The organism is Melioribacteraceae bacterium (assembly GCA_019638015.1).
In the GTDB taxonomy this organism is placed as follows: Bacteria; Bacteroidota; Ignavibacteria; order Ignavibacteriales; family Melioribacteraceae; genus JAHBUP01.
In genome coordinates this window covers 906,579-928,686 of sequence record JAHBUP010000001.1, presented here as the reverse complement: position 1 = coordinate 928,686, position 22,108 = coordinate 906,579, and the positions used below count along the sequence as shown (strand labels likewise).

Sequence of the window (22,108 nt, the reverse complement as noted above, 5' to 3'; positions counted from 1 at the left end):
TGATGGAATGGTGAATGAAAGGCTCCGTGCTAGATTATTCAATTATTGGCTTATATCTAATTGGTATCGCGATCTTTGGGATTATTTCGGGAGGGAAGCAAAAAAATGTTAAAGATTATTTTTTAGGTTCAAAAAATGTTCCCTGGTGGGCTGTATGTTTTTCTATTGTTGCCGCAGAAACAAGTACACTCACTTTTATTTCTATTCCTGGATTAGCCTACATCTCAAACTTAAATTTTTTACAAGTTACAATTGGTTATCTCATTGGAAGAATTATTGTAGCTTTTGTTTTTTTACCCGCATATGCTAAAGGTGAATTAAAAACAGCATATAATTATTTGGAGATAAGATTCGGCGGAAAAACCAGGTCATTTGCATCGGTAGTATTTTTATTTACACGAATTGCCGCTGATGGTGTTCGGTTATTCGCTACAGCCATCCCGTTAAAATTAATGATTGACATAAGCTATCCACAAGCAATAATCCTTGTTGCAGTTGTAGCGCTTATTTATACATACACAGGAGGAGTTAAAGGAATAATTTGGGTTGATGTTGTTCAAATGGTAACATATTTAGGTGGCGCAATTATAGCGGCAATATTCCTCTTGAATTTAATTCCCGGTGGCTGGAACTCAGTAGTTGATACAGCTAATTTGAGTGGCAAATTTTCAATAATTAATTTTGGTTTTGAGAATGGTATCTCAGGATTTTTCAATCAACCATACACATTAATTGGTGGATTACTGGGCGGTGCATTCCTATCGATGGCATCACATGGTACTGACCAGTTAATTGTTCAACGATTATTAACGGTTAAAGATTTGAAATCAGGACAGAAAGCGATAATTGGAAGTGGCATAATTGTAATTATTCAGTTTGCGCTATTTATGCTGGTTGGAATAATGCTTTATACTTATTATGGTGTGCTTGAAGTTAAATCAGATACAATTTTCCCAATGTTCATAATTGAGGTAATGCCCAGTGGAATATTTGGAATAATTATCGCGGGATTATTTGCGGCTTCATTATCTACCGTAGCAGGTTCAATTAGTTCACTCTCATCTTCAACTATGATGGATCTATTTTTGCCATTATTTAGGAAAGAGTTAGATGAAGTGTCGAAATTGAAGATTAGCAGAATATTTAGTGTGATGTGGACATTGCTATTGATATTTACAGCGCTTTTCTTCTTGAATACTTCGCAGACAGTTGTTGAATTAGCCCTGAGCATCGCTTCATTTACATATGGAGGATTGCTGGGAACATTTTTACTTGGAATATTAGTAAAACGGGCTCGACAAGAGGATGCGCTTGCAGGATTTGTGGCCGGCATTTTTATCATGATTACAGTGATTTCTCTAAAGTTTGTCGCGTGGACTTGGTTTACTTTCATTGGCGTTTGTGCTACACTTTTAATTGGTGGATTCCTTAGTTTACTATCGAAATCCGAAAATAATACTTAGTTAATGGTACCGCTTTAGTCAGATGTGCTCGTATATTTTAATTAATAAGGAATTACAATTGTGAAGCAATTATTTATAACTGATTTTGATATGAAAAGATTTGAATGGCTAGTTTCAAATTCCGACAAGTTCGATGAAGAGTATAAATGTCATCTCTCTAATTTGGGTAATGAATTGAAAAATGCTATTGTTATTGAGCAGACTGCCATTCCCTCAGATGTGATAACAATGCGATCAAGATTTAAAATTAGAAACATTGATACAAATGAGGTTCAAACTTACACACTAGCATTTCCATTCGATGCAATAGAAGAAAAAAATATTATTTCCATACTATCATCATTCGGAACAGCGGTAATTGGATGCAAAATAGGCAGCATTTTTGATGTGAATACTTCATCCGGTAAACAAAAGATGAGGATTGAGGAAATCATTTATCAGCCTGAATCAGCGGGACATTACTATATATAGTTCTCTACACAGTTTTGAAGAGATTAACTCTGCTTTCGTGGATACCCGGCTCCATTTCTTCACTTCTTCGAAAACGAATATTGGCAATCAATATTGTAGTTGCGGAATAATATATTTATTTTGAAACCCGTTGATAATAATACATTCAGTCCTTTGTACGTAATTAAATAATTTGCTCTTGTACATTCCCTACACAAAAAAATTTTCAGCACAAAGAATAAATAACACAAAAGGAGTAATCATGAAAAATATATTTAGAACAGCAATGCTTTTTGTTGTGGCTTTCATTTTCATTTCCGAAGCACAAGCACAGCAACCCAAAAAGCCTCGCGCAAGTTTAAACGCATCAGTCTCTCAAACTATTGGAATTGATACGGAAATATCTATTAATTATAGCCGTCCCGGAGTTAAAGGAAGAAAAATTTGGGGTGATATTGTTCCATTTGGATATTCTCCGGGCAATAAATACTCCAATGAAAAGCCGTTTCCATGGAGAGGTGGTGCAAACGAAAACACTACTATCAGCTTTAGTAAAGATGTACTTGTAGAAGGAAATAAAGTACCTGCAGGTAAATATTCACTTCATTTCATTCCGTCAGAAAACGATTGGGTTGTAATAATAAATAAGAACAATACTCTTTGGGGAAGCTATTTAGTAAATCCGGATGAAGATGCATTAAGAGTTACTGTTAAAACGTCAAAAGCACATTTTCAAGAGTGGTTATTGTATGGGTTTGATAATCTTTCGGCAACCTCTGCAACCGCTTTTCTTCATTGGGAAGAGTTAAAAGTTCCATTCAATATTTCGGTAGTAGAATAAGTTTATATGAGAATAATTCTATTCCATAATAAGAAATAAAAAGATTTTTGATGTATCAATCGCTTCAAGAATATTCGTAAACTTTTAGGTATCTGAAGTGATTGATACATTATTTTTATGATGATGATGATAAGATTTTCTAATAACCTAATTCAACTAATCCGGCATCGGGGAAATAATGTGTAAATTTACAATAAGATTGTTCTTTCTTTTATTCGTACTGTATTCTTCTACATGTTCGGTGTTGAGCTCCAATCTACCCCGTACACTAAATTCTTCCGAGATAAAACTGGCTTTAGAAAAATTAAATGTGCTTGGAAGTGTTCTTTACATAGCGGCTCATCCAGACGACGAGAATACTGGTCTGCTTGCATATCTTTCAAAAGGTAAAAAATATAGAACGGCTTATCTATCATTAACAAGGGGAGATGGTGGACAAAACTTAATTGGCTCAGAAAAAGGAAGCGAGATTGGTATAATCCGCACCCAGGAATTATTGCAGGCAAGAAGTATTGATGGAGCTGAACAACATTTCACCCGCGCTATTGATTTTGGATTTTCTAAATCACCGGAAGAATCACTCGACATTTGGGGTAAAGAAAATATTCTAGCCGATATTGTTTGGGTAATTCGATTTTTTAAGCCCGACATAATTATTACTCGATTTCCGGTTGGAAGCAGTGGAGGACATGGACATCATACTGCTTCTGCTTTATTGGCTAAAGATGCTTTTACGGCCGCGGCTGATCCCAATATGTTTACCGAACAATTAAAATATGTTGAACCGTGGCAGACAAAAAGAATATTCTGGAATAGCTGGCGCCCAAGTGCTGAAGAAGTTGGTAAATTATTAAAATTAGATACCGGTGAATATAATTTTCTTCTTGGTAAATCTTACACAGAAATTGCCGCTCAAAGTAGATCGATGCATAAGAGCCAAGGATTCGGTGTAACTGCAACCCGAGCACCGCGACTAGAGTATTTTCAGTTGGTTGCCGGCGAAGAAGCAAAAGATGATATAATGAGCGGGGTTAATACTTCCTGGCAAAGAATTCAAAACGGTAAATCGATTGAAGAAAGAATTAATTCTATAATTGATACTTATGATTTTCAAGATCCATCAAAATCTTTAAATAAACTAATAGAACTCTACTCCATATTCAACAAACTTGAAAGTAATTATTGGATAGAAATAAAAAAGAATGAGATTCTACAGATAATTCAATCGTGCGCTGGATTGTGGATGGAATCTATTGCATCAGATTATTCAGCCGCACCCGGTGATGAATTAAATATTAAAACTACACTTGTGAACAGATCCTCAAACAATTTCCAAATAGAAAAAATTGAATTTCCAACAATTCCATCTAGCTCAGTCATTAGCAGCAAACTTGAAGATAATCAACCATTCATACTTGAAAGTAAAATTCGAATTCCAGAATCCTATCCCATCTCTCAACCTTATTGGCTTGTTGAAGATGCATCAAAAGGATTATTTAAAGTTACAGATCAAATACTGATTGGTAGTGCGGAGAATAATTTTACTCTACCAGTTAAAATTTTTATCAGCAGTTATGGTGAAATATTAGAATATACAATTCCCCTTCTATTTAGATGGAACGACAGAGTTGACGGAGAACTTTTCCGCCCATTTGAAGTCCGCCCACCTGTAGTGGCGAATCTAACTGAAAAGGTAGCGGTATTTCCTGATGATGGTGTTAAAGAGATTAAGGTTAAGATAAAAAACATAACTCCAAACGCGGCGGGTGAAATACATCTGCACACTAGTGATAATTGGGTAATAACTCCCTCAACAATTCCCTTCTCATTAAAAAATAAATATGATGAGAAAACTATTTCGTTCCGAATATTACCGCCAAAAAATAAATCTACCTCAAAACTTTTTGTTGAGATAGATATTAATGGGAAGGTTTATAGCAAATCATTGACAGAAATCATTCATCCACACATTACCACGCAAGTATATTTTCCCGAAAGTACAATTGATCTTGTGAAACTAGATATCAAAAAAACTAATGGAAGTATTGGCTATATTATGGGATCGGGAGACGATGTTCCTGATTGCCTTCGCGGTTTAGGTTATGATATTATATTATTGGATGATGATCAACTGGAACAGGCTGATCTATCAACATTCGATGCAATTATATCTGGAATTAGAGCCTACAATACTCGTGAGAGACTACGATACATTCAGCCCCGTTTAATGGAGTATGTGCAAAATGGGGGCACTTATATAGTTCAGTATAATGTCTCATTCGGTTTGCAAGCAGATAATTTAGGCCCTCACCCATTCAAAATTGGTAATAGCCGCATAACAGTTGAAGAAGCACCATTGCGGTTTATCAATAAGGAACATCAAATATTTAACTATCCCAATAAAATTTTAGAAGTAGATTTCGAGAACTGGGTTCAGGAGAGAGGTTTATATTTTGCTGAACAATGGGATGAAAAATATGAAACAATTCTTGGCGGCAACGATCCAAACGAAAAAGAATTATTGGGAAGCACATTGTATATAAAATATGGAAAAGGTGTTTTTATCTACACTGGACTATCATGGTTTCGTCAGTTGCCGGCAGGTGTTCCAGGCGCTTACAGAATTTTTGTAAATATGATTTCAGCTGGGATGCTAAATGGAAGATAGACAAATAATAACAGAAGAAAATATTGAAGAGAAACCTCCCTTTTTGTCCTCATGGAGCAGAATATATTTTATTGTTTTTCTAAATCTGGTATTACTAATAATACTGTTTTACCTCTTCACAATATTTTTCGAATAAATTAATGCGGTGTAAATTTTAAGCGGATTAATAAATGGCATTGCTTGATTGGGTTGTTCTCTGTGGATTTTTGGCATTCGTGGTTATTTATGGAATGTGGAAAACCAGAGGGCAAAAAAATATTAATGATTATCTCCTAGCGAATAAATCAACGCCCTGGTATGTGGTAACACTTTCAATTATGGCAACCCAAGCAAGCGCGATCACATTTCTATCCACTCCCGGGCAAGCGTACGTTGACGGGATGCGCTTTCTCCAGTTTTATCTTGGTCTTCCAATTGCTATGATCATCTTATCAGTAACTGCAGTCCCTCTATTTCACAAATTAAAAGTTTTTACCGCATATGAATTTCTTGAACAAAGATTTGATTTAAAAAATAGAGTATTGGGAAGTGTTTTATTTCTGATTCAGCGTGGACTCGCGGCCGGATTTACAATTCTTGCCCCAGCTTTAATTGTTAGCATTTTACTTGGGTGGGATGTTCAAATTACCGTACTAATAATTGGGTTGTTAGTTGTTCTTTATACAGCATCCGGAGGTACCGAGGCAGTCAACAAAACTCATCTATTGCAAATGTTAATAATTACTATTGGCATGGTTACCGCGTTTATATTAATAATTTATTCTCTTCCAGCAGATATTTCATTTTTAGACGCGACAAAAATTGCGGGTAAAATGGGAAAGCTGAATGTAATTACCTTTGAGTTTGATTGGGCTGATAGATATAATTTTTGGACCGGATTAATAGGGGGAACATTTTTAGCATTATCATATTTTGGAACAGATCAATCACAAGTACAAAGATATCTTGGCGGTAAATCAATTGCACAAAGCCGGATAGGATTATTAGCGAATGGTGTGGTTAAAATACCGATGCAATTTGGAATCTTATTTCTTGGTGCTATGGTATTCGTGTTTTATCAATTTTCAACTCCTCCCCTCTTCTTTAATTCTGTTGAAGTAAGTAATGTTAAGAAAAGTATATATGCTGGTGAATATGAACTACTCCAAAAAGAATTTGAGCAGGTCCATGATGAAAAACAGATAAAGATTCGAGAGATGCTCACCGCGGATAAAGTCGGGGATAAAGTAAAATATAACTCCGCGGTTCAATCCGTACACAGCAGCAAAAAAGAAGAACTGGGAATAAGAAATGAAGTTGGTACTTTAATTAAAAAAGCTAATCCAAAAGCGGATACCAACGATACGAACTACATATTCTTAAGTTTTGTCGTAAATATTTTACCGGTTGGATTAGTCGGCTTAATTTTAGCCGCAATTTTTTCTGCTTCAATGTCATCAACATCCGCAGAACTGAACGCACTTGCATCAACTACGGTTGTAGATATTTATAAAAGAATGATTAAACCTTCAGCATCAGATAAACATTATTTAATTGTTTCAAAATTTGCAACTATTTTTTGGGGAATTTACGCAATCTCATTCGCGCTTTTTGCAAATAGACTTGGATCATTGATCGAGGCTGTGAATATTTTAGGTTCAATATTCTATGGAACAATACTGGGAATATTTTTGATTGCGTTTTATCTTAAAAAGATTGGCGGACAAGCAACATTTTATTCTGCACTTATTGCTGAACTTGTTGTGATTGCATGCTATTTATTTACAGACATACCCTATCTGTGGTATAATGTAATTGGTTGTTTACTCTTGATTGCGCTGGCTTATCTCATTAATCCCTTTTTTACGAAAACTAATCATTCCTATAGTCAAACAAATGATAAATAATATTGCAGTTATTAAATACTATGTCAAATCTAATTAGTTGAGTAAAGACCATAATTTGCCCAACTCAGAGTTTGTAAAAAATATTAAGGGTCCCCCCAGCCCCTATAACATTTCCAGAAAAGCTGTGTTTATATTTTAGATATTTTCAATTCTTAATTCTCACAATGAATTAAAGGTATCATTTAACATTTTTTCCATCCTCAACCTAAATTATTTCATTTAATTCCGCATCAGTATAACTACCAATTTTTAAGGAGTAAATGATAATTAGTGTGTTAGATTTTATACAGAGAAGGTGGATTGTTTGGAATAAATGCTTTGTCTTAAAAACATGGAAGAAATGTTATGCTTTTTTCTTCAAATAATTTGTTGCGTAGATAATAAGCTGGCATGATGATCGCAAATTCAGCTTTTGAATTATTTGAGTTCTATGATAATCGACTGTTCTTTTACTAATAAATAAAAAATCGGCAATCTCCTGGCTTGTTTTTCCTACGCCGATTTGTTCTAATATTTCCATCTCACGATTTGTTAATCTATGATTATCATAATTCGGCGCATTTTTATCTTCAATAAAATAATTTGCTCTTAACATTCTATTATTAGTTTTAATGAATGAGCTTCCCTTAGCAATTTGCTCTAAAACAAATTTAAGTTCATTAAGGGATGCGCATTTATCAACAAATCCTTTTATTCCTATACCCGCCAAATCTGATTCCATAAAACGTCTATGATATCCGGTCATTATAATAATCTTCGCATCATTACGTTCTTTCAAGATTTTTGTTGCTGCTTCGAGGCCGTCGAGCCGTGGCATTTCAATATCACAGAGGACCACATCGGGATTATGAACATTATATTTTTGAATCATTTCAAACCCGTTGCTCGCTTCGGCAATAACTGTGAGGTGACTAAAAGAATTAAAGTAATGAACTAGCGCCATTCTTATTACTGCTTGGTCTTCGGCCAAAAGAATGCTAATCTGTTCCATTCTTATTAATGTTGATTTACTTTATTAAGTGCCTAGATTATTAATTGTAAAGCACCTTTCCCATTTGTTATTAAATAGTGTGGGTAGAATAGGAGTATTTTCAGTTGTCAATATGCAGCTCTCCAACTTGATAGTGTTAGTAAGGCTACTAATTCAAATTATTTTTACTGTTACCCATTTATTGAATATTTAGTATATATCCTAAAATGATCTTCTATCTACTTTGATGTCCAATCATTACACTGAACAATTCAACTCATAATTTCATCAGTCAGAACTGTTATTTATGTAAGAATTGAAAATGAAGTTTGATAATATTACGCATCGATTAGAGATTGCCGCATTAATAATATTTATAATCCCCGATAACTGTTCTGCATTTACGACAGTAAGTATTTCCTTTAATGTCAACTTCTTCAACACCGTTAGATGAATGCATCACACAATCCCAATCTATGCAGTGACGCAATCCAAAATTATGTCCAAGCTCATGAAGCGCTTCCTTAACTGTACGCTCCAATAATAGATTCTCATCTGAAATGCCGGAATAAAATTCTTCGTGCAAGCGACAAACGGAGAGAATTGAGTGTTTCCCATTTAGCTGAGCTTCACCAAAAACAAAAGTTAATGCCGGAACAAAAATATCTACATCGGTTAACAAGATTACTTTTCCATCATATTCATCAGTTAGTTTTATAACTTCCGCAATAATCTGAGTGGAGTAATACTGCCTTCTATCAACAGAAAAGAAATCATCAAGATTTACCTTTAAATCAATTACATGAATTTTTGATGAGAATCTATTTGATAATTCCTTAACAAGTCTTTCAAGAAGTACATTGCTGTAAAATTTGAGGGGAGCTAAAAATATTTCCATTAATACTCATCTTTTCGAAGGCCGTACTTGCTTATTTTATTGTAAAGTGTAACCCGGTCAATCTCAAGTATTTGAGCCGTTTTAGAAATATTCCAACTGTTTTCATTTAGAATTTTTTGAATATATTTTTTCTCCATAGCCGCTAAACTTTTTTCATCTTTCATCAAATCAAAATTATTCTTTGAAACATGAAATGGTAAATCATCAACAATTATTGTATCCTGTTTCCCAACTACCATTGCTCGTTCAATTGCGTTTTCCAGTTCTCTAACATTTCCCGGCCAATCATAATTTATTAAAAAGTCCAATGCCTCTTTTGAAATGCTCTTATTCTTTTTATTCATAGCGCTCGAAAACTTATTGATAAAAAAATCAACTAGCAGGGGGATGTCATCTCTTCTTTCACGCAATGGGGATATTACGATTGTAAAAACATTTAATCTATAATATAAATCTTCTCTAAACTTACCGGCTTTAACCAATTCCTCGAGTGGTTCATTAGTTGCTGTAATCACTCGGAAATCGCTTTTTATTAATTCATTTCCACCAACACGATTAAATTGTTTTGTTTCAATTACTCTTAATAGTTCTATTTGCATCCGGAGTGAGATAGAGCCAATTTCATCAAGAAAGATTGTTCCTCCATCGGCCATTTCAAACTTTCCCTTTCTTTTAAACTGAGCACCGGTGAAGGAACCTTTCTCATGCCCGAACAATTCACTTTCCAATAAAGATTCGGCAAGAGCGCCGCAGTTCACAGTAATTATAGGAGAATATTTTCGGTTACTATTAATATGAATTGCCTTTGCTATTAATTCTTTACCTGTTCCGCTCTCTCCCCTAATCATCACAGTAGTATCTGTACGCGAAACCGAGTTTACAAGCTCATATATCTTTCTAATCTGAAAACTCTCACCAATCAAATTATCGGGTCTAATTATCTCACTAATATTTTCCTTTAGTTGAACATTTTCCATTTTTAACGCACGTTTTTCAAGTGCATTTTTTACGAGATGCGCAAGTTCATCGGGATCTACAGGTTTTGTTATGTAATCGTACGCGCCATTTTTTAAAGCGGCAATTGCGGTTGGTACTGAAGAAAATGCCGTGAAGAGAATTATAAGCGCATCTTTATCAATTGCTTTTATTTTAGATAGCAAATCTAAACCGCTCATACCGGGCATCTTCATATCAACAAGCAGAAGGTCGAACTTTTCTTTCGAATATTTTTTTAGAGCAATTTCTCCATCCTCGGCAGTATCAACAAAATAATTTTCTTCTTCGAACCAGTGAAAGAGAGATTCACGAACAATTTTTTCGTCATCTACTATTAAAATTCGTTGTTTCTTATCCATAAATCTTCCTATTAAGCAAGTTGTTCATTTTGTGGTAGCACTAATTTAAATGTAGTTCCTTCATTTGAAGTTTTCTCTATTTCAATTTTACCATTATGATTAGAAATGATTCCGTAAACTACAGCCAAGCCAAGTCCGGTGCCGAATGAAGCTTCTTTTGTTGAATAAAATGGTTCGAAAATAAAAGGTAAATCCTTCTCGGCAATCCCCGAACCCTCATCTATTATTCTTATAACCACATTACTTTGTTCACGAGCTAATTTTATAACGATTTTTCCCTTATTAGTCATTGCCTCAATCGAATTAATCAACAACGACATTAACGCTTGCTGTATTTTATTGGCATTACAGTAAATTTCAACCAGCTCCTCTTCATAATCTTTAACCAGGGTAATTCCATTAATTTTAAGATGATGATTAATCACGGTTACACTATTGTCTATTATTTTTATAAGATTTTCCTTTGCGAACTCATCAGGTTCTGAATGAGAGAAAATCAGTAAGTCTTTTACTATTTGTCCGCAACGAGCCGATTCATTCGAGATTAGCTCAAGATATTCAAGTATATCGGCATACTCCGAGTCATTTTGAGCTGTTTTTATTTTTTTGGAAACCAGTTTACTCAAAGTTAGTATTCCGGCAAGCGGGTTATTCAATTCATGAGCAACTGTTGCCGATAATTTGCCGAGTGAAGCCAATTTTTCAATTTGATAAACCTGATTGTATATATTTTTTAATTCTTTAGTTTTTTCATTTACTTTTTCATTTAATGTATCGGACCAATTTTTAATTTCTATATATGCATCATTAAGTTTTGATGACATCTCATTAAATCTTCGAGCCATCTGTCCAAGTTCGTTTGTTGAATCTACCTCAATTTTATAATCTAAATTTCCATTACCAACCTCTTCAATTCCTTTCCTCATTTTATTAATTGGCTTATTAACCAATATTGTAATAAAGAGACCGGAAAAAAAAGAAATTACAATAACTATCAGTACTGAGGTTATAAGTACATTTCTTTTACTGCTTTCGATGATCGTATCAAGGTGTTCCAACGAAACCGCTACATCAAGCACTCCCAAAATTCCCACTTGGGGAGAGTGTGCATGGCATTCAGCACTTGAGCAATCTGGCTCATTTTGAATTGGATTAATAACCCCAAGCACACGTTTATTATCGGCAGTTCTATATATTCTGCTTTTATCTTTATCATTCAACTGCTTTAATGGAACAGAACTATTATGGCATCCTATACATGCTTCAGCTCTTAAATCAACCTTTGTAAAAATTTCCTTTGGATCTGTAGAATAAATAACAATACCCTGTTTGTCATAAATGCGTATTTCTTCCACGCCAATTTCAGAACGGAGTGTTTTTATAATTTGATGAACATCTTCACGACGGTTTAACAACATACTATAGCGTGTTGATTTTTTTATGATATCACTAATATTGTAAGCGCTTTCATATCTTGACTGCGTTAAATATTTATCAAGATTGGTGATGATGAAATAAGTGTATGCCGAAAGAATAGTAAAAAGAATAAATGATAATGATATTATTAGCCGAACACTTAGTTTATTTAGAACTTTCGTTTTCATAAACCCCGTAAATAGTCATTGTAAAATTAGGCAATACTTTAAATAGATACACTCTTTCAGAGCTGTTATCCCTTTAATAAAAGGCAAGCAAGTGAGTTTTGTGATAAAAATAAATGATGCAAAACTCATTTATTTTATCGAGGCTGAATTAAAGTTCTGGTATTACTCACTGCAGAGCGAGTGCAGAATTTCGAGATATCTTTCTGTACCTACAATCTGATATAAATAATTTAACTGCGTTCCTCCATCAAACATTGTACTGCCAACTTTAGGCAATTGAGATTTAGTCTCTTCAATTATTTCAATCGCTTTTTGATATTTCGAATTCCATTCTTCTTGAGTTATTCTGCAGTCGGAAATCTCTTTATTTATATCACCAATAATTGCAAACCACTGCGATTTAGAATTATGATCAGATGGATCACCTAACTTATCATAAATTATTAAATTCATTGGAGCATAAAGATTTATTGAACCCCATCTCCCTGAAAACTGAATTAGATGTTGACCTATAGAAATATTTTTCCCGCATTCTTGAATAGTAGTGGAACTTACCGCATCAAGATAGTAGTGCAAAATAGGATTGATACCAAGGTAATATGTATTTTGGCATATTTCCTTGGCGATAAAGTTATTATCGAGATAAGTAATTTTATCGTCATATTTAATTTTTTGTAATCTCTCCGAAATTATGTTCACCACATTAGTAGTGCTTAATTCCACCGGCTCCTTTTTGTTTAAGTAATTTCTCATTACTTGATCAAATGGACAATTTTCACAATCAAATTGGTGATCGCATAATTTATATTCAATTACTTGAGAAGCCATCCATATACATTTCAATCTTTCGTAATCATTATTCCTAAAATCATTTTCACTGTTCATTTATTTCACTTGATTTTATTTACTTAATTTTAGCATGGCTGATTGTTCTTCCAACTCTTCATGTTCATCACCTACAAATACAGGAAAATTTTTGGAGATAACTTTAAAAGAAAACATCGCTAATACTACCAGCATCAATGTTATGCTTATCTCATCGAATGATGGGAAATAATTAACACCTGAAGACGCTGCAAGCCCGGTAATACTAACATTGAGTCGGTTAAGTATTAATCCGCAAATAACGCAAACCGAAATTACGTAGAGCATTTTTCTATCTTCTCTAAATTTCTTATAACTGAGCAACCAGATTGGCACAATTGTTCCAACAATTATTTCAAGGTAAAATAGGTATGTCTCAGTTGTAAATACTGTCAAATATTCTAATTTACCAGTATCAACAAAGTCATAAATCTTCAATAAAAAACCCCCTATCAGTGCTATCAAAACAGCAATAGAGGTCCCGGATAAAATATCCATTCTCAATTCTGTATTCTTAAAACCCTCCTCTTTTGTAAATGCTCTCGCAACTTGATACGATTCAAATATTATCATTGAAAGACCCGCCGCGATGCATGAAACAAAAAAATGTACTGGAAGTAATGATGAGTACCATAGAGGGTGTAATTTTCCGGGAACAATTAGGTACAACGAACCAAATGATGATTGATGCAAAGTAGAAAATATAATACCCGCAATAATCACTGGGATTGAGATCATTTTTAAATATTTAATGGGTGCAGTGATATTATATTTTTTGAGTATGACTGGAGCAAATTCCAGAATTAGAACTGTTGTGTAACAAATTAAGCACCACGTAATCTCAAACATTACTGAATTAATATTCCACATTACCAGCGGATGCCAAAAATGTTCTGGACGCCCTAAATCAACTACAAGCAGACAGACAACAACCGAATAAGATAAATATGCTGTAAGAATTGCTGGTTTTACAAGGGGTTCATATTTATGAATATTAAAGATGTGAACCGTTGCCGCAATTGTAAATCCGGCGGCTGCAAGACCAACACCAATAAAATCGAATCCTATCCATAAACCCCACGGCACAAAGTCATGTAAATTAGTTGTTGCCCCTAATCCGTAATAAAACCTATTAAAGGTTGAAAATAATCCAACAATTACAATGAATACGGATACTACTTTCCAAAAAGTTGGTTTTAATATTTCACTAATTTTCGCTTTCATAAATTTCCATTATTAGATTTTTTTTCTTTCGCTAATTGATTTTTTCTTTTTGTGAGCCAATACATACCACTCAAAAATGCTCCTCCTACTACTACAACAGATGGAATTTTCTCCATCGCTCTATTTGTGAATTCGGGCATCGGTTCTTTTGGCAGCATTGATACATACCCTAATTGTTCAAATGGTACCGGTGATATTACTAGAACATGGCTCCCCCCTACATCCTCAAGACCATATATTTTTTGATAATATTTATCGGGATCTTCTTTTAACCTTCGATTAGCAATCGCAATTAATTTCTCTATGCTGCCATACAATGTTGCTTCAGTTGGACAGGCTTCAACGCAACCGGGCAATTTGCCGGCGTTAACTCGGTCGTTGCATAACACACATTTGCGAATGCGTGGTTTAGTAGTACCCCACTCGTAACGTGGAATTTTATGAGGACAAGCCTGCATACAATATCTGCATCCTATGCACTTATCAGCATCATAAACAACTGCTCCGGTCTCAGTTTTCTTTATTGCACCAACTAAGCAAACAGATTCACAAGCCGGTTCATTACAATGCATACAAAGTTTACGCGCATATAAATCGCCATATTGTTCCACTACCGTAAATGTATTATCCGAAAGATGATCTTTTAGAAAATCCTTGTTTGTCTCGGGTAAATTATTAACCTCTTTACAAGCCTGAGCACAGGATCCGCATCCTACACAAAGTGATACATCAAATAGTATCCCATTTCCGTTCAACATAGTTTTTCCAGTTTTATAGTGAGAGAAATTCTTTTTCAAAATTATTTACTGCTTTATCATCCATTGAAGTAATACTATTATTATTGGGTAATCCACCATCGTACATAGTTTCGCCGGCTACAGCAACATTTGGTGTATTTTGTTCAATAAAATTTTTAAGTCTATTAAATTCTTGACTCAACCAACTTGCGGCTTTTTCTCCTGAGAAAAACAGTTCATGGTTTATACTATTTTCATTTGGAGATAGCTGAACGCCCCATGTTTTATAAGGAGCCGCAATTTCATTATTAATAATGTTTGTGTTAACAGAATTTACGGTTCCATTTATTGGCGATAAAAATTTTATAGGATTATTTCCATATGTGCCCTCAAAAACTACATCACCTCTTTTCAATTCCTTGCCCATCTCAGCAAACTTTATTACAGAAAGTTTCCCCAATGCCGTTGCTCCAAACTCATCAATTCCTATATCAATCAATCCGTTTTTATTATTTCTATACCATGTGTGCCCTTTTGAAAAATATATATCCGAAGGAATAGAATAATTTTTTCCGTTAAGTATTGGCAACTCATACTGTGGTGATGTTGGTTCGAATGCGGGATGATATTTTCCCTCCATTCTTAATACTATCATGTCAATTATTAGTATGAGTAAAAACGCCGTCATTACAAAAAGTGCGACCATTTTGCATCCTTATTATTGAATACTTACAATTATTTTTTTGATTATTTAGATTCTGTTCCGGCATCTGTTGGGTTACTTTCCGGCTTAACAGATTTGGGTGAACCATCTTCATTATGTGGTTCTCCTCCATCATACATTGTTTCAGTTGCCAGTTTTACCGTTGGATCAAATCTTGGTGAAAATGATCTCACAGCTTTTTTCTTCTTTTTAGAAGTTGTGAGCATTGGTTCAATTACAAATCGAACTAGTAAATCAACTGCGACAAAAACAAATATGAGTACTACTATGAATGTAAACATGATGAACTCCTAATACCTTTAATTATGGGTATATTGTTGCAATTAGCATACCACTAATTAATGGACATCTTCTATTCTTATATTGTATTGTAATAAAAGGAGTTAGGGAGAGGATGTAGAATTGTTATACTACGGGCTCATCAAAAAGTGTTAATTTATTCAACATACCTATGTTGAATATTACATCATCTATTGAATTGTGGTTGTAGAGTTTTGCGGCAATATGCAACAACAATTTCATTCGACATGACCCACCTCGTCATCCCGAGTTTATCGAGGGATGGAATTCATCTGTCATCTCGAGTTGATCGAGAGATGAATCACTTGTCATGTCTCGATAACAAAAGGTAAAAGGAATCTCACTCGACATGACAATCATCCGACACCAATTCAATGGTCATCCCGAGTTTATCAAGGGATGGCGCTCATCTGTCATCTCGAGTTTATCGAGAGATGGCTCTCATCTGACATGTCTCGATAACAAAAGGTAAAAGGAATCTCACTCGACATGACAATCATCCGACACCAATTCAATGGTCATCCCGAGTTTATCGAGAGATGGCTCTCATCTGTCATCTCGAGTTTATCGAGAGATGAATCACTTGACATGTCTCGATAACAAAAAGTAATAGCAATCTCACTCGACATGACACTTACCTTGTTAAGTGGTTAGTACTGCTTTTAAATGGTAGGATGAATTATTTTTTTATTCGATTTAATTTGTCGGCGCTAACCTGAGGAAATGTTAAATTGAATTCAGTGCCTTCTTTACTTGTAAAGGAAAACTGTCCATTTAACTGCTTAGAGATAAGCTCAATTAATTTTAATCCCAACCGATTGCTTTGAGAAATGTCAAAGTCAGAGGGAAGCCCAATTCCGTTATCTTTCACAATTAAACAGTGCATTCCTTTACTTCTTTCAAAATTAATTGTGATAACTCCTTCGCGGTTATCGGGGAACGCATACTTAAATACATTGGAAATTATCTCATTAAAAATTAATCCAACCTGAACCGATTGATTAACGGGTAACACAATATCTTCCGGCATATTAAAATTAATCTTGATTTTCTGATTTTGTGATTGATAACTTTTCTCAATATTCTCGAGTAGTCGCTGGAAATAAGTCCTGAGATTTACATTGGAGACATCATCCGAATCCTGCAATTTCTCATGTATTATTGCAAGTGAGTGTACTCTATTGCGGCTTACATTTAGTATTTCCTTTAAACTTTCATCCGTTAACATACTTGCTTGTAAAAAAAGCATTGAAGAGACTGATTGGAAATTATTCTTAACCCTATGATGAATTTCTCTAATAAGAACTTTTTTCTCATCGAGGAGTTGAGAAAGTTTTACTTGTGATTCTTTTAATTCACTAATATCTCTGGAGTTAAGCACAATACCATCGACCAGTTCATTGTGAAGCAAATTCCTTCCTGAAACACTTAGAATAGCCCATGTTCCATTACGCCTCAAAAATCTTAATTCTAATGTAACACTAGAATTGTGTTCTATTATTTTTTCTTTAAATATTTTGAATAGATAATCGCGCTCATCCGGGTGAAGGAAATCAAATACATTTTTGCCTATCAATTCATTGGGCTGGTAACCGAGCATTTTTTCGATTGAGGGGCTCTCATATTTTATAAATCCGTTTTTATCAATAACAGTAACTATATCAAGAGCATTCTCAATATAGTGCCGGTATTTTTGTTCCACCTTGCTTTGAACCTGAACTTCTTTTCTATATTCTTCAAAGCGGGTTATCTGAGAAACCAAATAAATTAAGGCAGGCCCAAGTATTAGAACAATTACCGCCGCATCAATTGTGCCTATATAAAGTAGCTCAATATTGATATATCCCCACCACAAATAGCTTTGTATAAAATTCAAACTGAAAGCCATTGCTTCGGTAATAATAAAAAGGTAGAGCATTATTTGCCACCTTTTCATTCGTATGAATTTTGAAAAAGCCTTTGAGGATTTTTGGAGAAGATATAATTTGTTCATTTACTCGAGTGTTTTTTCACCTATAATCGAATAAAATTTGATGTTTTAAAGGGGGGCTTAATTTAAATTTAGGTTATAATGGATGTGCAATCCCATTGGAGCAAATTTAATGAGTGGCAAGAGCTCTAGTTAAGAGTATAAAAACGACCAAATTTAATGATGCTCTATTGTCAATATTGTGATCCAGTAAAGATATATTCTTTCTCAGGCTGAGTATCAAAGTCATATAGAAATGTTTCTTTTAATTCAACATTTTTAATTGCGGTTGAATTATTAATAATAACCCCCTTTCCCATTGCGGTTTGGTAAAAGTGATTAGTGTTATTACCCTCAGTAGCACTAAGTGCATTAGTACCTTCATGAGTTAATTTTGAATAGGAACGAATCCGCAAATTTCCGCCAAGGTTTGATTTAATAGCTAATTTTGATATTTCCCCCTCTCTCCATTCCATATTTTTAATCTCAAATCCTCCTCTAAGTCGTATTCCATTAATGCTTCCATTTTTCCATTTTGAAGGTAGTGCGGGGAGAAGGAAAACAAAACCATCGTGGCTCTGAACAAGCATTTCAGTAATTCCCGCGGTAAAACCAAAGTTACCATCAATTTGGAATGGGGGATGCGCATCGAAAAGATTGGGATATGTACCTCCCCTCTCATTTCCATCCTTTTGAATCGAAGGAGTCAATTGATCAGTAATTAATTTTAACGCATGATCTCCATCGAGAAGTCGAGCCCATAAATTTATTTTCCATCCCATAGACCAGCCCGTAGATTCATCGCCGCGTGCCATCAATGATGTTTTTGCCGCGGAGAATAATTCCGGTGTTCTATAAGGAGAAATCTGATTTGAAGGATATAATCCATACAAATGAGATACATGCCGGTGATTATCTTTTGGATCATCCCAATCTTCAATCCATTCCTGAAGCTGTCCCCACTTGCCAATTTGCTTCGGGGGTAAACGTTTTAATGTATCTTTTATTCTTACTATAAATTTCTCATCAGCATTAATTATTTCTGATGCAATAATTGTTTTGGTAAAGAGATCAAAAAGTAATTGATTATCCATAGTAGTTCCTGCAGCTATTGAATATTCGGGATGAGTTGCCGGAGCATTTTCTGGGGAGATTGATGGAGAAACAACAAGCCATTTATTTTTTGGTTCTTCAATTAAAAAACTCAAATAAAATTCTACCGCGCTTTTTAGAATTGGAAAAATAGATTTAAGATATTCAACATCACCACTATACTCATACTTTTCATATAGATGTTGAGAAAGCCATGCGCCTCCCATTGGCCACATCCCCCAAAAAGATCCATCAATTGGACCGCTCATTCTCCAAATATCTGTGTTGTGATGAAGCACCCAGCCATCGGCATCATACATTACTTTTGCCGTCTCTTTACCTGCTTGCGAGAGTTCCCGTATCATCTGAATAAGCGGCTCATTCATTTCGGTGAGATTGGTATTTTCTGAAGGCCAATAATTCATTTCAGTGTTAATATTAACCGTGTATTTGCTGTCCCAGGGCGGATAAAGTTGATCATTCCAAATACCTTGAAGATTTGCCGGTTGTCCCCCCGGTCTTGATGAACTTATTAATAAAAATCGCCCGAATTGAAAACACAATGCCGCTAATTGAGGATCGTTTGATGAAGCGAACTGCTCAATTCTTTTATCTGTAGGTTTCTTATCATTATCTGTATTTCCGAGGTCGATAGTTACTCTATTAAAATATTTTTGGTAGTCAATGATGTGATTTTCGAGGACTGTTTCATATTTTTTTGCTAATGATTTCGTTAGAAATGAATCTGCCCTTTCACCCGCATTCCCGCTTATATCCATATAGTTTATAAAACTTGAAGCAATAGAGATATAGATAATAGCTTCATTGGCATTAGCAACAGAAAGACTCTCCTCCATTGCAGATACAGTTCCCCCCTCAGCTTTTATCTTGGCATGAACTTCAAACTTTACCGCGCCTTTAATTGAATCGCAGTCACCAGTTGTACCCGCCATTATTAATTTATCATTTCCGATGATCTTAATTTTTACCGGGAGAGGATGATTCATCGAAGCGGAAAAATTTATTTTTCCTGGTTGGTCAGTAGTAATCTTCATTACAATAACTTGATCCGGAAATGAAGCAAAAACCTCACGGGTGAAAGTGACGCCATCAACATTATATCTAGTTAATGTAACTGCATTTTCAATATCTAATTCACGATAGTAGTTAGAATAATTATGGTGACCATCAAAAATTAGGTCTAAGTTTCCGGCTGTTTGATAGGGCATACCATGTGAATTACGGCTAATAAATTTTTGATTTACTAAATTTTGTGCTTCTTGGTAATTACCATCAAAAATTAATTGTCTTACTTTTGGCAACGCTTCTTTTGCGTCGGGATTATCATTACGATAGGGCTGGCCCGCCCAAATTGTGTTTTCATTAAGCTGAATTTTTTCACTGGAAGGATTTCCAAAAACCATAGCTCCTAAACGCCCGTTGCCTATCGGAAGCGCCTCAACCCATCGTGTTGCTGGTTGTTCATACCATAGCTTAAGTAAAGAATTATTCTGAGAATATATGTACCCCCCTAGAATTAAATAAAATATGATAATTAGAAATGTCTTACTACACTTCACACATATTTTCATTTTCATACCAGTTCCAAATGAATATTTTCACTAATTGCACTAAGGAGATTAGGTATAGCGCAGTTCTTCAACTGAATTGATTTTATCATTCTTCCGATCAGGTAAAACTCATCGCCATTATTCAAAGCTTATCCAGTCTATCTCGGCATAATTATTTTTTAATTGAATAATGATATTATTAATCCCTTCTTCATATTTTAGCAAAGGAGAAGTAACTGTTGTCCATTCATCAACTTTAGGAATTTTTACCTCAGCAATAATTGGTCCTTCAGCATTATTTAATCTCACTAGTAAATCGGCTCCCGTTTTTGATGAAGCTCTAATTTTTATAGCGATATGCTTTTTACTTCCTTCAAAATTAACACTGTTATACTGCATCCATGCTTTTTCGGAATCGAGGATTGTTTTCCATCCTTCAAATCTTTTTAGTGTATCTAGAAAATCTATTGATGATCCGTTACTGCTTTTCAAACTGAATCTATCTATCTGGATTTTATCTGATGCATTCGTTATTCCAACACCACGTAATGTTGGAATAACTTTTTGTATTGTTCCATCCTCATTAAAAAATAGGCTGTCAATTCTAACAGATCTATTTTTATCAAAGTTGGGGGAGTAATCATTGTGATGATAGAAAAGATACCATTGATTATCATACTCAATTATCGAGTGATGATTTGTCCAGCATCCCGTTGGTGATTCATCCATAATTACACCAACCATTTCAAAAGGTCCCATCGGATTATCGGCAATTGCATACTCAAGCCGCTCCGTTACATTTTCAACATGAGGAAAAGTTAAGTAGTAAATACCATTCCGCTCAAAAACAAATGGACCTTCCTTAAGTCCTTTATCAGGTAAATTTGGAATTATCAATGGCTCGGATTCAAGTTCAGTCATATTCTCTTTTAGTTTTGCGACAAAAATATTTCTTGCTGACCAGTATAAATATGCCTGCCCGTCTTTATCAATTAATACATTGGGATCAATGCCGCGTACTCCTTTAATTGGTTCAGGTTCCGGAGTAAATGGACCATAGGGATTATCAGATGTAGCAACACCAATTGAGAATCCTCTTCCTTTAGTTGTATCCTTATGAGGAGCGGGAAAGTAAAAATAATATTTACCATTTCTATAGATACAATCGGGAGCCCATAAGCTATATGCGGTAGGATTGGCCCAGGGGATCTGTGTTTGATCTAAAATAACACCGTGATCGGTCCATTCCGTGAGATTGGAAGATGAGAAAACGTGATAATCTTCCATGCAGAACCAATCGGGGCGTGTTTTCCCTTCAACCGGTGGAATATCATGCGAGGGATATAGATAAACTTTTCCATCGAATACTCTTGCGGATGGATCAGCGGTAAATTGATTTGTGATAATTGGATTTTGAGCATACATATTGATTGATGCTAATAATATTATACTTGCTGACACCTTTAAAATGGTTTGGTAATATTTCATTGAT

The 22,108-nt window shown here is 34.7% G+C and carries 17 protein-coding genes; 5 read left to right on the top strand and 12 right to left on the bottom strand.

The genetic code is table 11. The annotated features are described in order from the left end of the window. Positions 1–14: 14 nt before the first annotated feature. The 5 genes from KF816_03680 (at position 15) to KF816_03660 (ending at position 7,308) form a co-directional block, all read left to right on the top strand. Positions 15–1,463 (top strand): sodium:solute symporter, encoded by a 1,449-nt coding sequence (locus tag KF816_03680; protein ID MBX3007110.1) that lies wholly within the window; start codon positions 15–17, stop codon positions 1,461–1,463. A 90-nt stretch (positions 1,464–1,553) separates the two neighbouring features. Next, positions 1,554–1,934: a GreA/GreB family elongation factor gene (locus KF816_03675; GenBank protein MBX3007109.1), complete on the top strand. Its 381-nt coding sequence runs from the start codon at positions 1,554–1,556 to the stop codon at positions 1,932–1,934. 241 nt (positions 1,935–2,175) lie between these two features. Beyond that, positions 2,176–2,754 carry a DUF2911 domain-containing protein gene (locus KF816_03670; GenBank protein MBX3007108.1) on the top strand — a complete coding sequence of 193 codons (579 nt, stop codon included), beginning with the start codon at positions 2,176–2,178 and terminating at the stop codon, positions 2,752–2,754. A gap of 178 nt (positions 2,755–2,932) precedes the next feature. Further along, a complete protein-coding gene (locus tag KF816_03665; protein ID MBX3007107.1) occupies positions 2,933–5,422 on the top strand; it encodes a PIG-L family deacetylase in 2,490 nt (829 codons plus the stop codon). A gap of 170 nt (positions 5,423–5,592) precedes the next feature. Next, positions 5,593–7,308 carry a sodium:solute symporter gene (locus tag KF816_03660; GenBank protein MBX3007106.1) on the top strand — a complete coding sequence of 572 codons (1,716 nt, stop codon included), beginning with the start codon at positions 5,593–5,595 and terminating at the stop codon, positions 7,306–7,308. 343 nt (positions 7,309–7,651) lie between these two features. Here the strand turns inward: KF816_03660 and KF816_03655 are convergent, their stop codons facing one another. The 12 genes from KF816_03655 to KF816_03600 all read right to left on the bottom strand — a co-directional run bounded on the left by KF816_03655 (position 7,652) and on the right by KF816_03600 (position 22,104). Beyond that, positions 7,652–8,299 (bottom strand): response regulator transcription factor, encoded by a 648-nt coding sequence (locus KF816_03655; protein ID MBX3007105.1) that lies wholly within the window; start codon positions 8,297–8,299, stop codon positions 7,652–7,654. A gap of 343 nt (positions 8,300–8,642) precedes the next feature. Further along, the gene (locus tag KF816_03650) at positions 8,643–9,176 is read right to left on the bottom strand and encodes an archaemetzincin family Zn-dependent metalloprotease (GenBank protein MBX3007104.1); all 534 of its coding nucleotides are present in this window, start codon (positions 9,174–9,176) and stop codon (positions 8,643–8,645) included. Continuing rightward, on the bottom strand, positions 9,176–10,531 hold the full coding sequence (locus KF816_03645; protein MBX3007103.1) for a sigma-54-dependent Fis family transcriptional regulator: 1,356 nt from the start codon (positions 10,529–10,531) through the stop codon (positions 9,176–9,178). The genes KF816_03650 and KF816_03645 overlap by 1 nt, the downstream gene beginning before the upstream one ends. Positions 10,532–10,542: 11 nt before the next feature. Further along, positions 10,543–12,135, bottom strand: a complete 1,593-nt coding sequence (locus tag KF816_03640; protein MBX3007102.1) for a HAMP domain-containing histidine kinase — start codon at positions 12,133–12,135, stop codon at positions 10,543–10,545. A 162-nt stretch (positions 12,136–12,297) separates the two neighbouring features. Then, on the bottom strand, positions 12,298–13,020 hold the full coding sequence (locus KF816_03635; GenBank protein ID MBX3007101.1) for a hypothetical protein: 723 nt from the start codon (positions 13,018–13,020) through the stop codon (positions 12,298–12,300). Between the two features lie 15 nt (positions 13,021–13,035). Next, positions 13,036–14,223 (bottom strand): Ni/Fe-hydrogenase cytochrome b subunit, encoded by a 1,188-nt coding sequence (hybB, locus tag KF816_03630; GenBank protein MBX3007100.1) that lies wholly within the window; start codon positions 14,221–14,223, stop codon positions 13,036–13,038. After that, positions 14,220–14,981, bottom strand: coding sequence for a 4Fe-4S dicluster domain-containing protein (locus KF816_03625; protein MBX3007099.1), 762 nt, complete (start codon positions 14,979–14,981; stop codon positions 14,220–14,222). The genes hybB and KF816_03625 overlap by 4 nt, the downstream gene beginning before the upstream one ends. Before the next feature lie 13 nt (positions 14,982–14,994). Then, positions 14,995–15,666 carry a hypothetical protein gene (locus KF816_03620; GenBank protein ID MBX3007098.1) on the bottom strand — a complete coding sequence of 224 codons (672 nt, stop codon included), beginning with the start codon at positions 15,664–15,666 and terminating at the stop codon, positions 14,995–14,997. A gap of 41 nt (positions 15,667–15,707) precedes the next feature. Further along, positions 15,708–15,965 carry a hypothetical protein gene (locus KF816_03615; GenBank protein ID MBX3007097.1) on the bottom strand — a complete coding sequence of 86 codons (258 nt, stop codon included), beginning with the start codon at positions 15,963–15,965 and terminating at the stop codon, positions 15,708–15,710. A 698-nt stretch (positions 15,966–16,663) separates the two neighbouring features. Then, positions 16,664–17,902 (bottom strand): PAS domain S-box protein, encoded by a 1,239-nt coding sequence (locus KF816_03610; protein ID MBX3007096.1) that lies wholly within the window; start codon positions 17,900–17,902, stop codon positions 16,664–16,666. Between the two features lie 245 nt (positions 17,903–18,147). After that, positions 18,148–20,643 carry a glycoside hydrolase family 95 protein gene (locus KF816_03605; GenBank protein MBX3007095.1) on the bottom strand — a complete coding sequence of 832 codons (2,496 nt, stop codon included), beginning with the start codon at positions 20,641–20,643 and terminating at the stop codon, positions 18,148–18,150. 111 nt (positions 20,644–20,754) lie between these two features. Beyond that, positions 20,755–22,104, bottom strand: a complete 1,350-nt coding sequence (locus tag KF816_03600) for a family 43 glycosylhydrolase (GenBank protein MBX3007094.1) — start codon at positions 22,102–22,104, stop codon at positions 20,755–20,757. Positions 22,105–22,108 lie beyond the last annotated feature (4 nt).

What these genes read in the sequence shown, in the direction of transcription:
- hybB (MBX3007100.1), bottom strand. Translation starts at nt 14,223, where the DNA reads ATGAAAGCGAAAATTAGTGAAATATTAAAACCAACTTTTTGGAAAGTA.
- KF816_03600 (MBX3007094.1), bottom strand. Translation starts at nt 22,104, where the DNA reads ATGAAATATTACCAAACCATTTTAAAGGTGTCAGCAAGTATAATATTA.
- KF816_03625 (MBX3007099.1), bottom strand. Translation starts at nt 14,981, where the DNA reads ATGTTGAACGGAAATGGGATACTATTTGATGTATCACTTTGTGTAGGA.
- KF816_03675 (MBX3007109.1), top strand. Translation starts at nt 1,554, where the DNA reads ATGAAAAGATTTGAATGGCTAGTTTCAAATTCCGACAAGTTCGATGAA.
- KF816_03640 (MBX3007102.1), bottom strand. Translation starts at nt 12,135, where the DNA reads ATGAAAACGAAAGTTCTAAATAAACTAAGTGTTCGGCTAATAATATCA.
- KF816_03605 (MBX3007095.1), bottom strand. Translation starts at nt 20,643, where the DNA reads ATGAAAATGAAAATATGTGTGAAGTGTAGTAAGACATTTCTAATTATC.
- KF816_03680 (MBX3007110.1), top strand. Translation starts at nt 15, where the DNA reads ATGAAAGGCTCCGTGCTAGATTATTCAATTATTGGCTTATATCTAATT.
- KF816_03620 (MBX3007098.1), bottom strand. Translation starts at nt 15,666, where the DNA reads ATGGTCGCACTTTTTGTAATGACGGCGTTTTTACTCATACTAATAATT.
- KF816_03655 (MBX3007105.1), bottom strand. Translation starts at nt 8,299, where the DNA reads ATGGAACAGATTAGCATTCTTTTGGCCGAAGACCAAGCAGTAATAAGA.
- KF816_03615 (MBX3007097.1), bottom strand. Translation starts at nt 15,965, where the DNA reads ATGTTTACATTCATAGTAGTACTCATATTTGTTTTTGTCGCAGTTGAT.
- KF816_03635 (MBX3007101.1), bottom strand. Translation starts at nt 13,020, where the DNA reads ATGAACAGTGAAAATGATTTTAGGAATAATGATTACGAAAGATTGAAA.
- KF816_03645 (MBX3007103.1), bottom strand. Translation starts at nt 10,531, where the DNA reads ATGGATAAGAAACAACGAATTTTAATAGTAGATGACGAAAAAATTGTT.
- KF816_03650 (MBX3007104.1), bottom strand. Translation starts at nt 9,176, where the DNA reads ATGGAAATATTTTTAGCTCCCCTCAAATTTTACAGCAATGTACTTCTT.
- KF816_03670 (MBX3007108.1), top strand. Translation starts at nt 2,176, where the DNA reads ATGAAAAATATATTTAGAACAGCAATGCTTTTTGTTGTGGCTTTCATT.
- KF816_03610 (MBX3007096.1), bottom strand. Translation starts at nt 17,902, where the DNA reads ATGCTCTACCTTTTTATTATTACCGAAGCAATGGCTTTCAGTTTGAAT.
- KF816_03660 (MBX3007106.1), top strand. Translation starts at nt 5,593, where the DNA reads ATGGCATTGCTTGATTGGGTTGTTCTCTGTGGATTTTTGGCATTCGTG.
- KF816_03665 (MBX3007107.1), top strand. Translation starts at nt 2,933, where the DNA reads ATGTGTAAATTTACAATAAGATTGTTCTTTCTTTTATTCGTACTGTAT.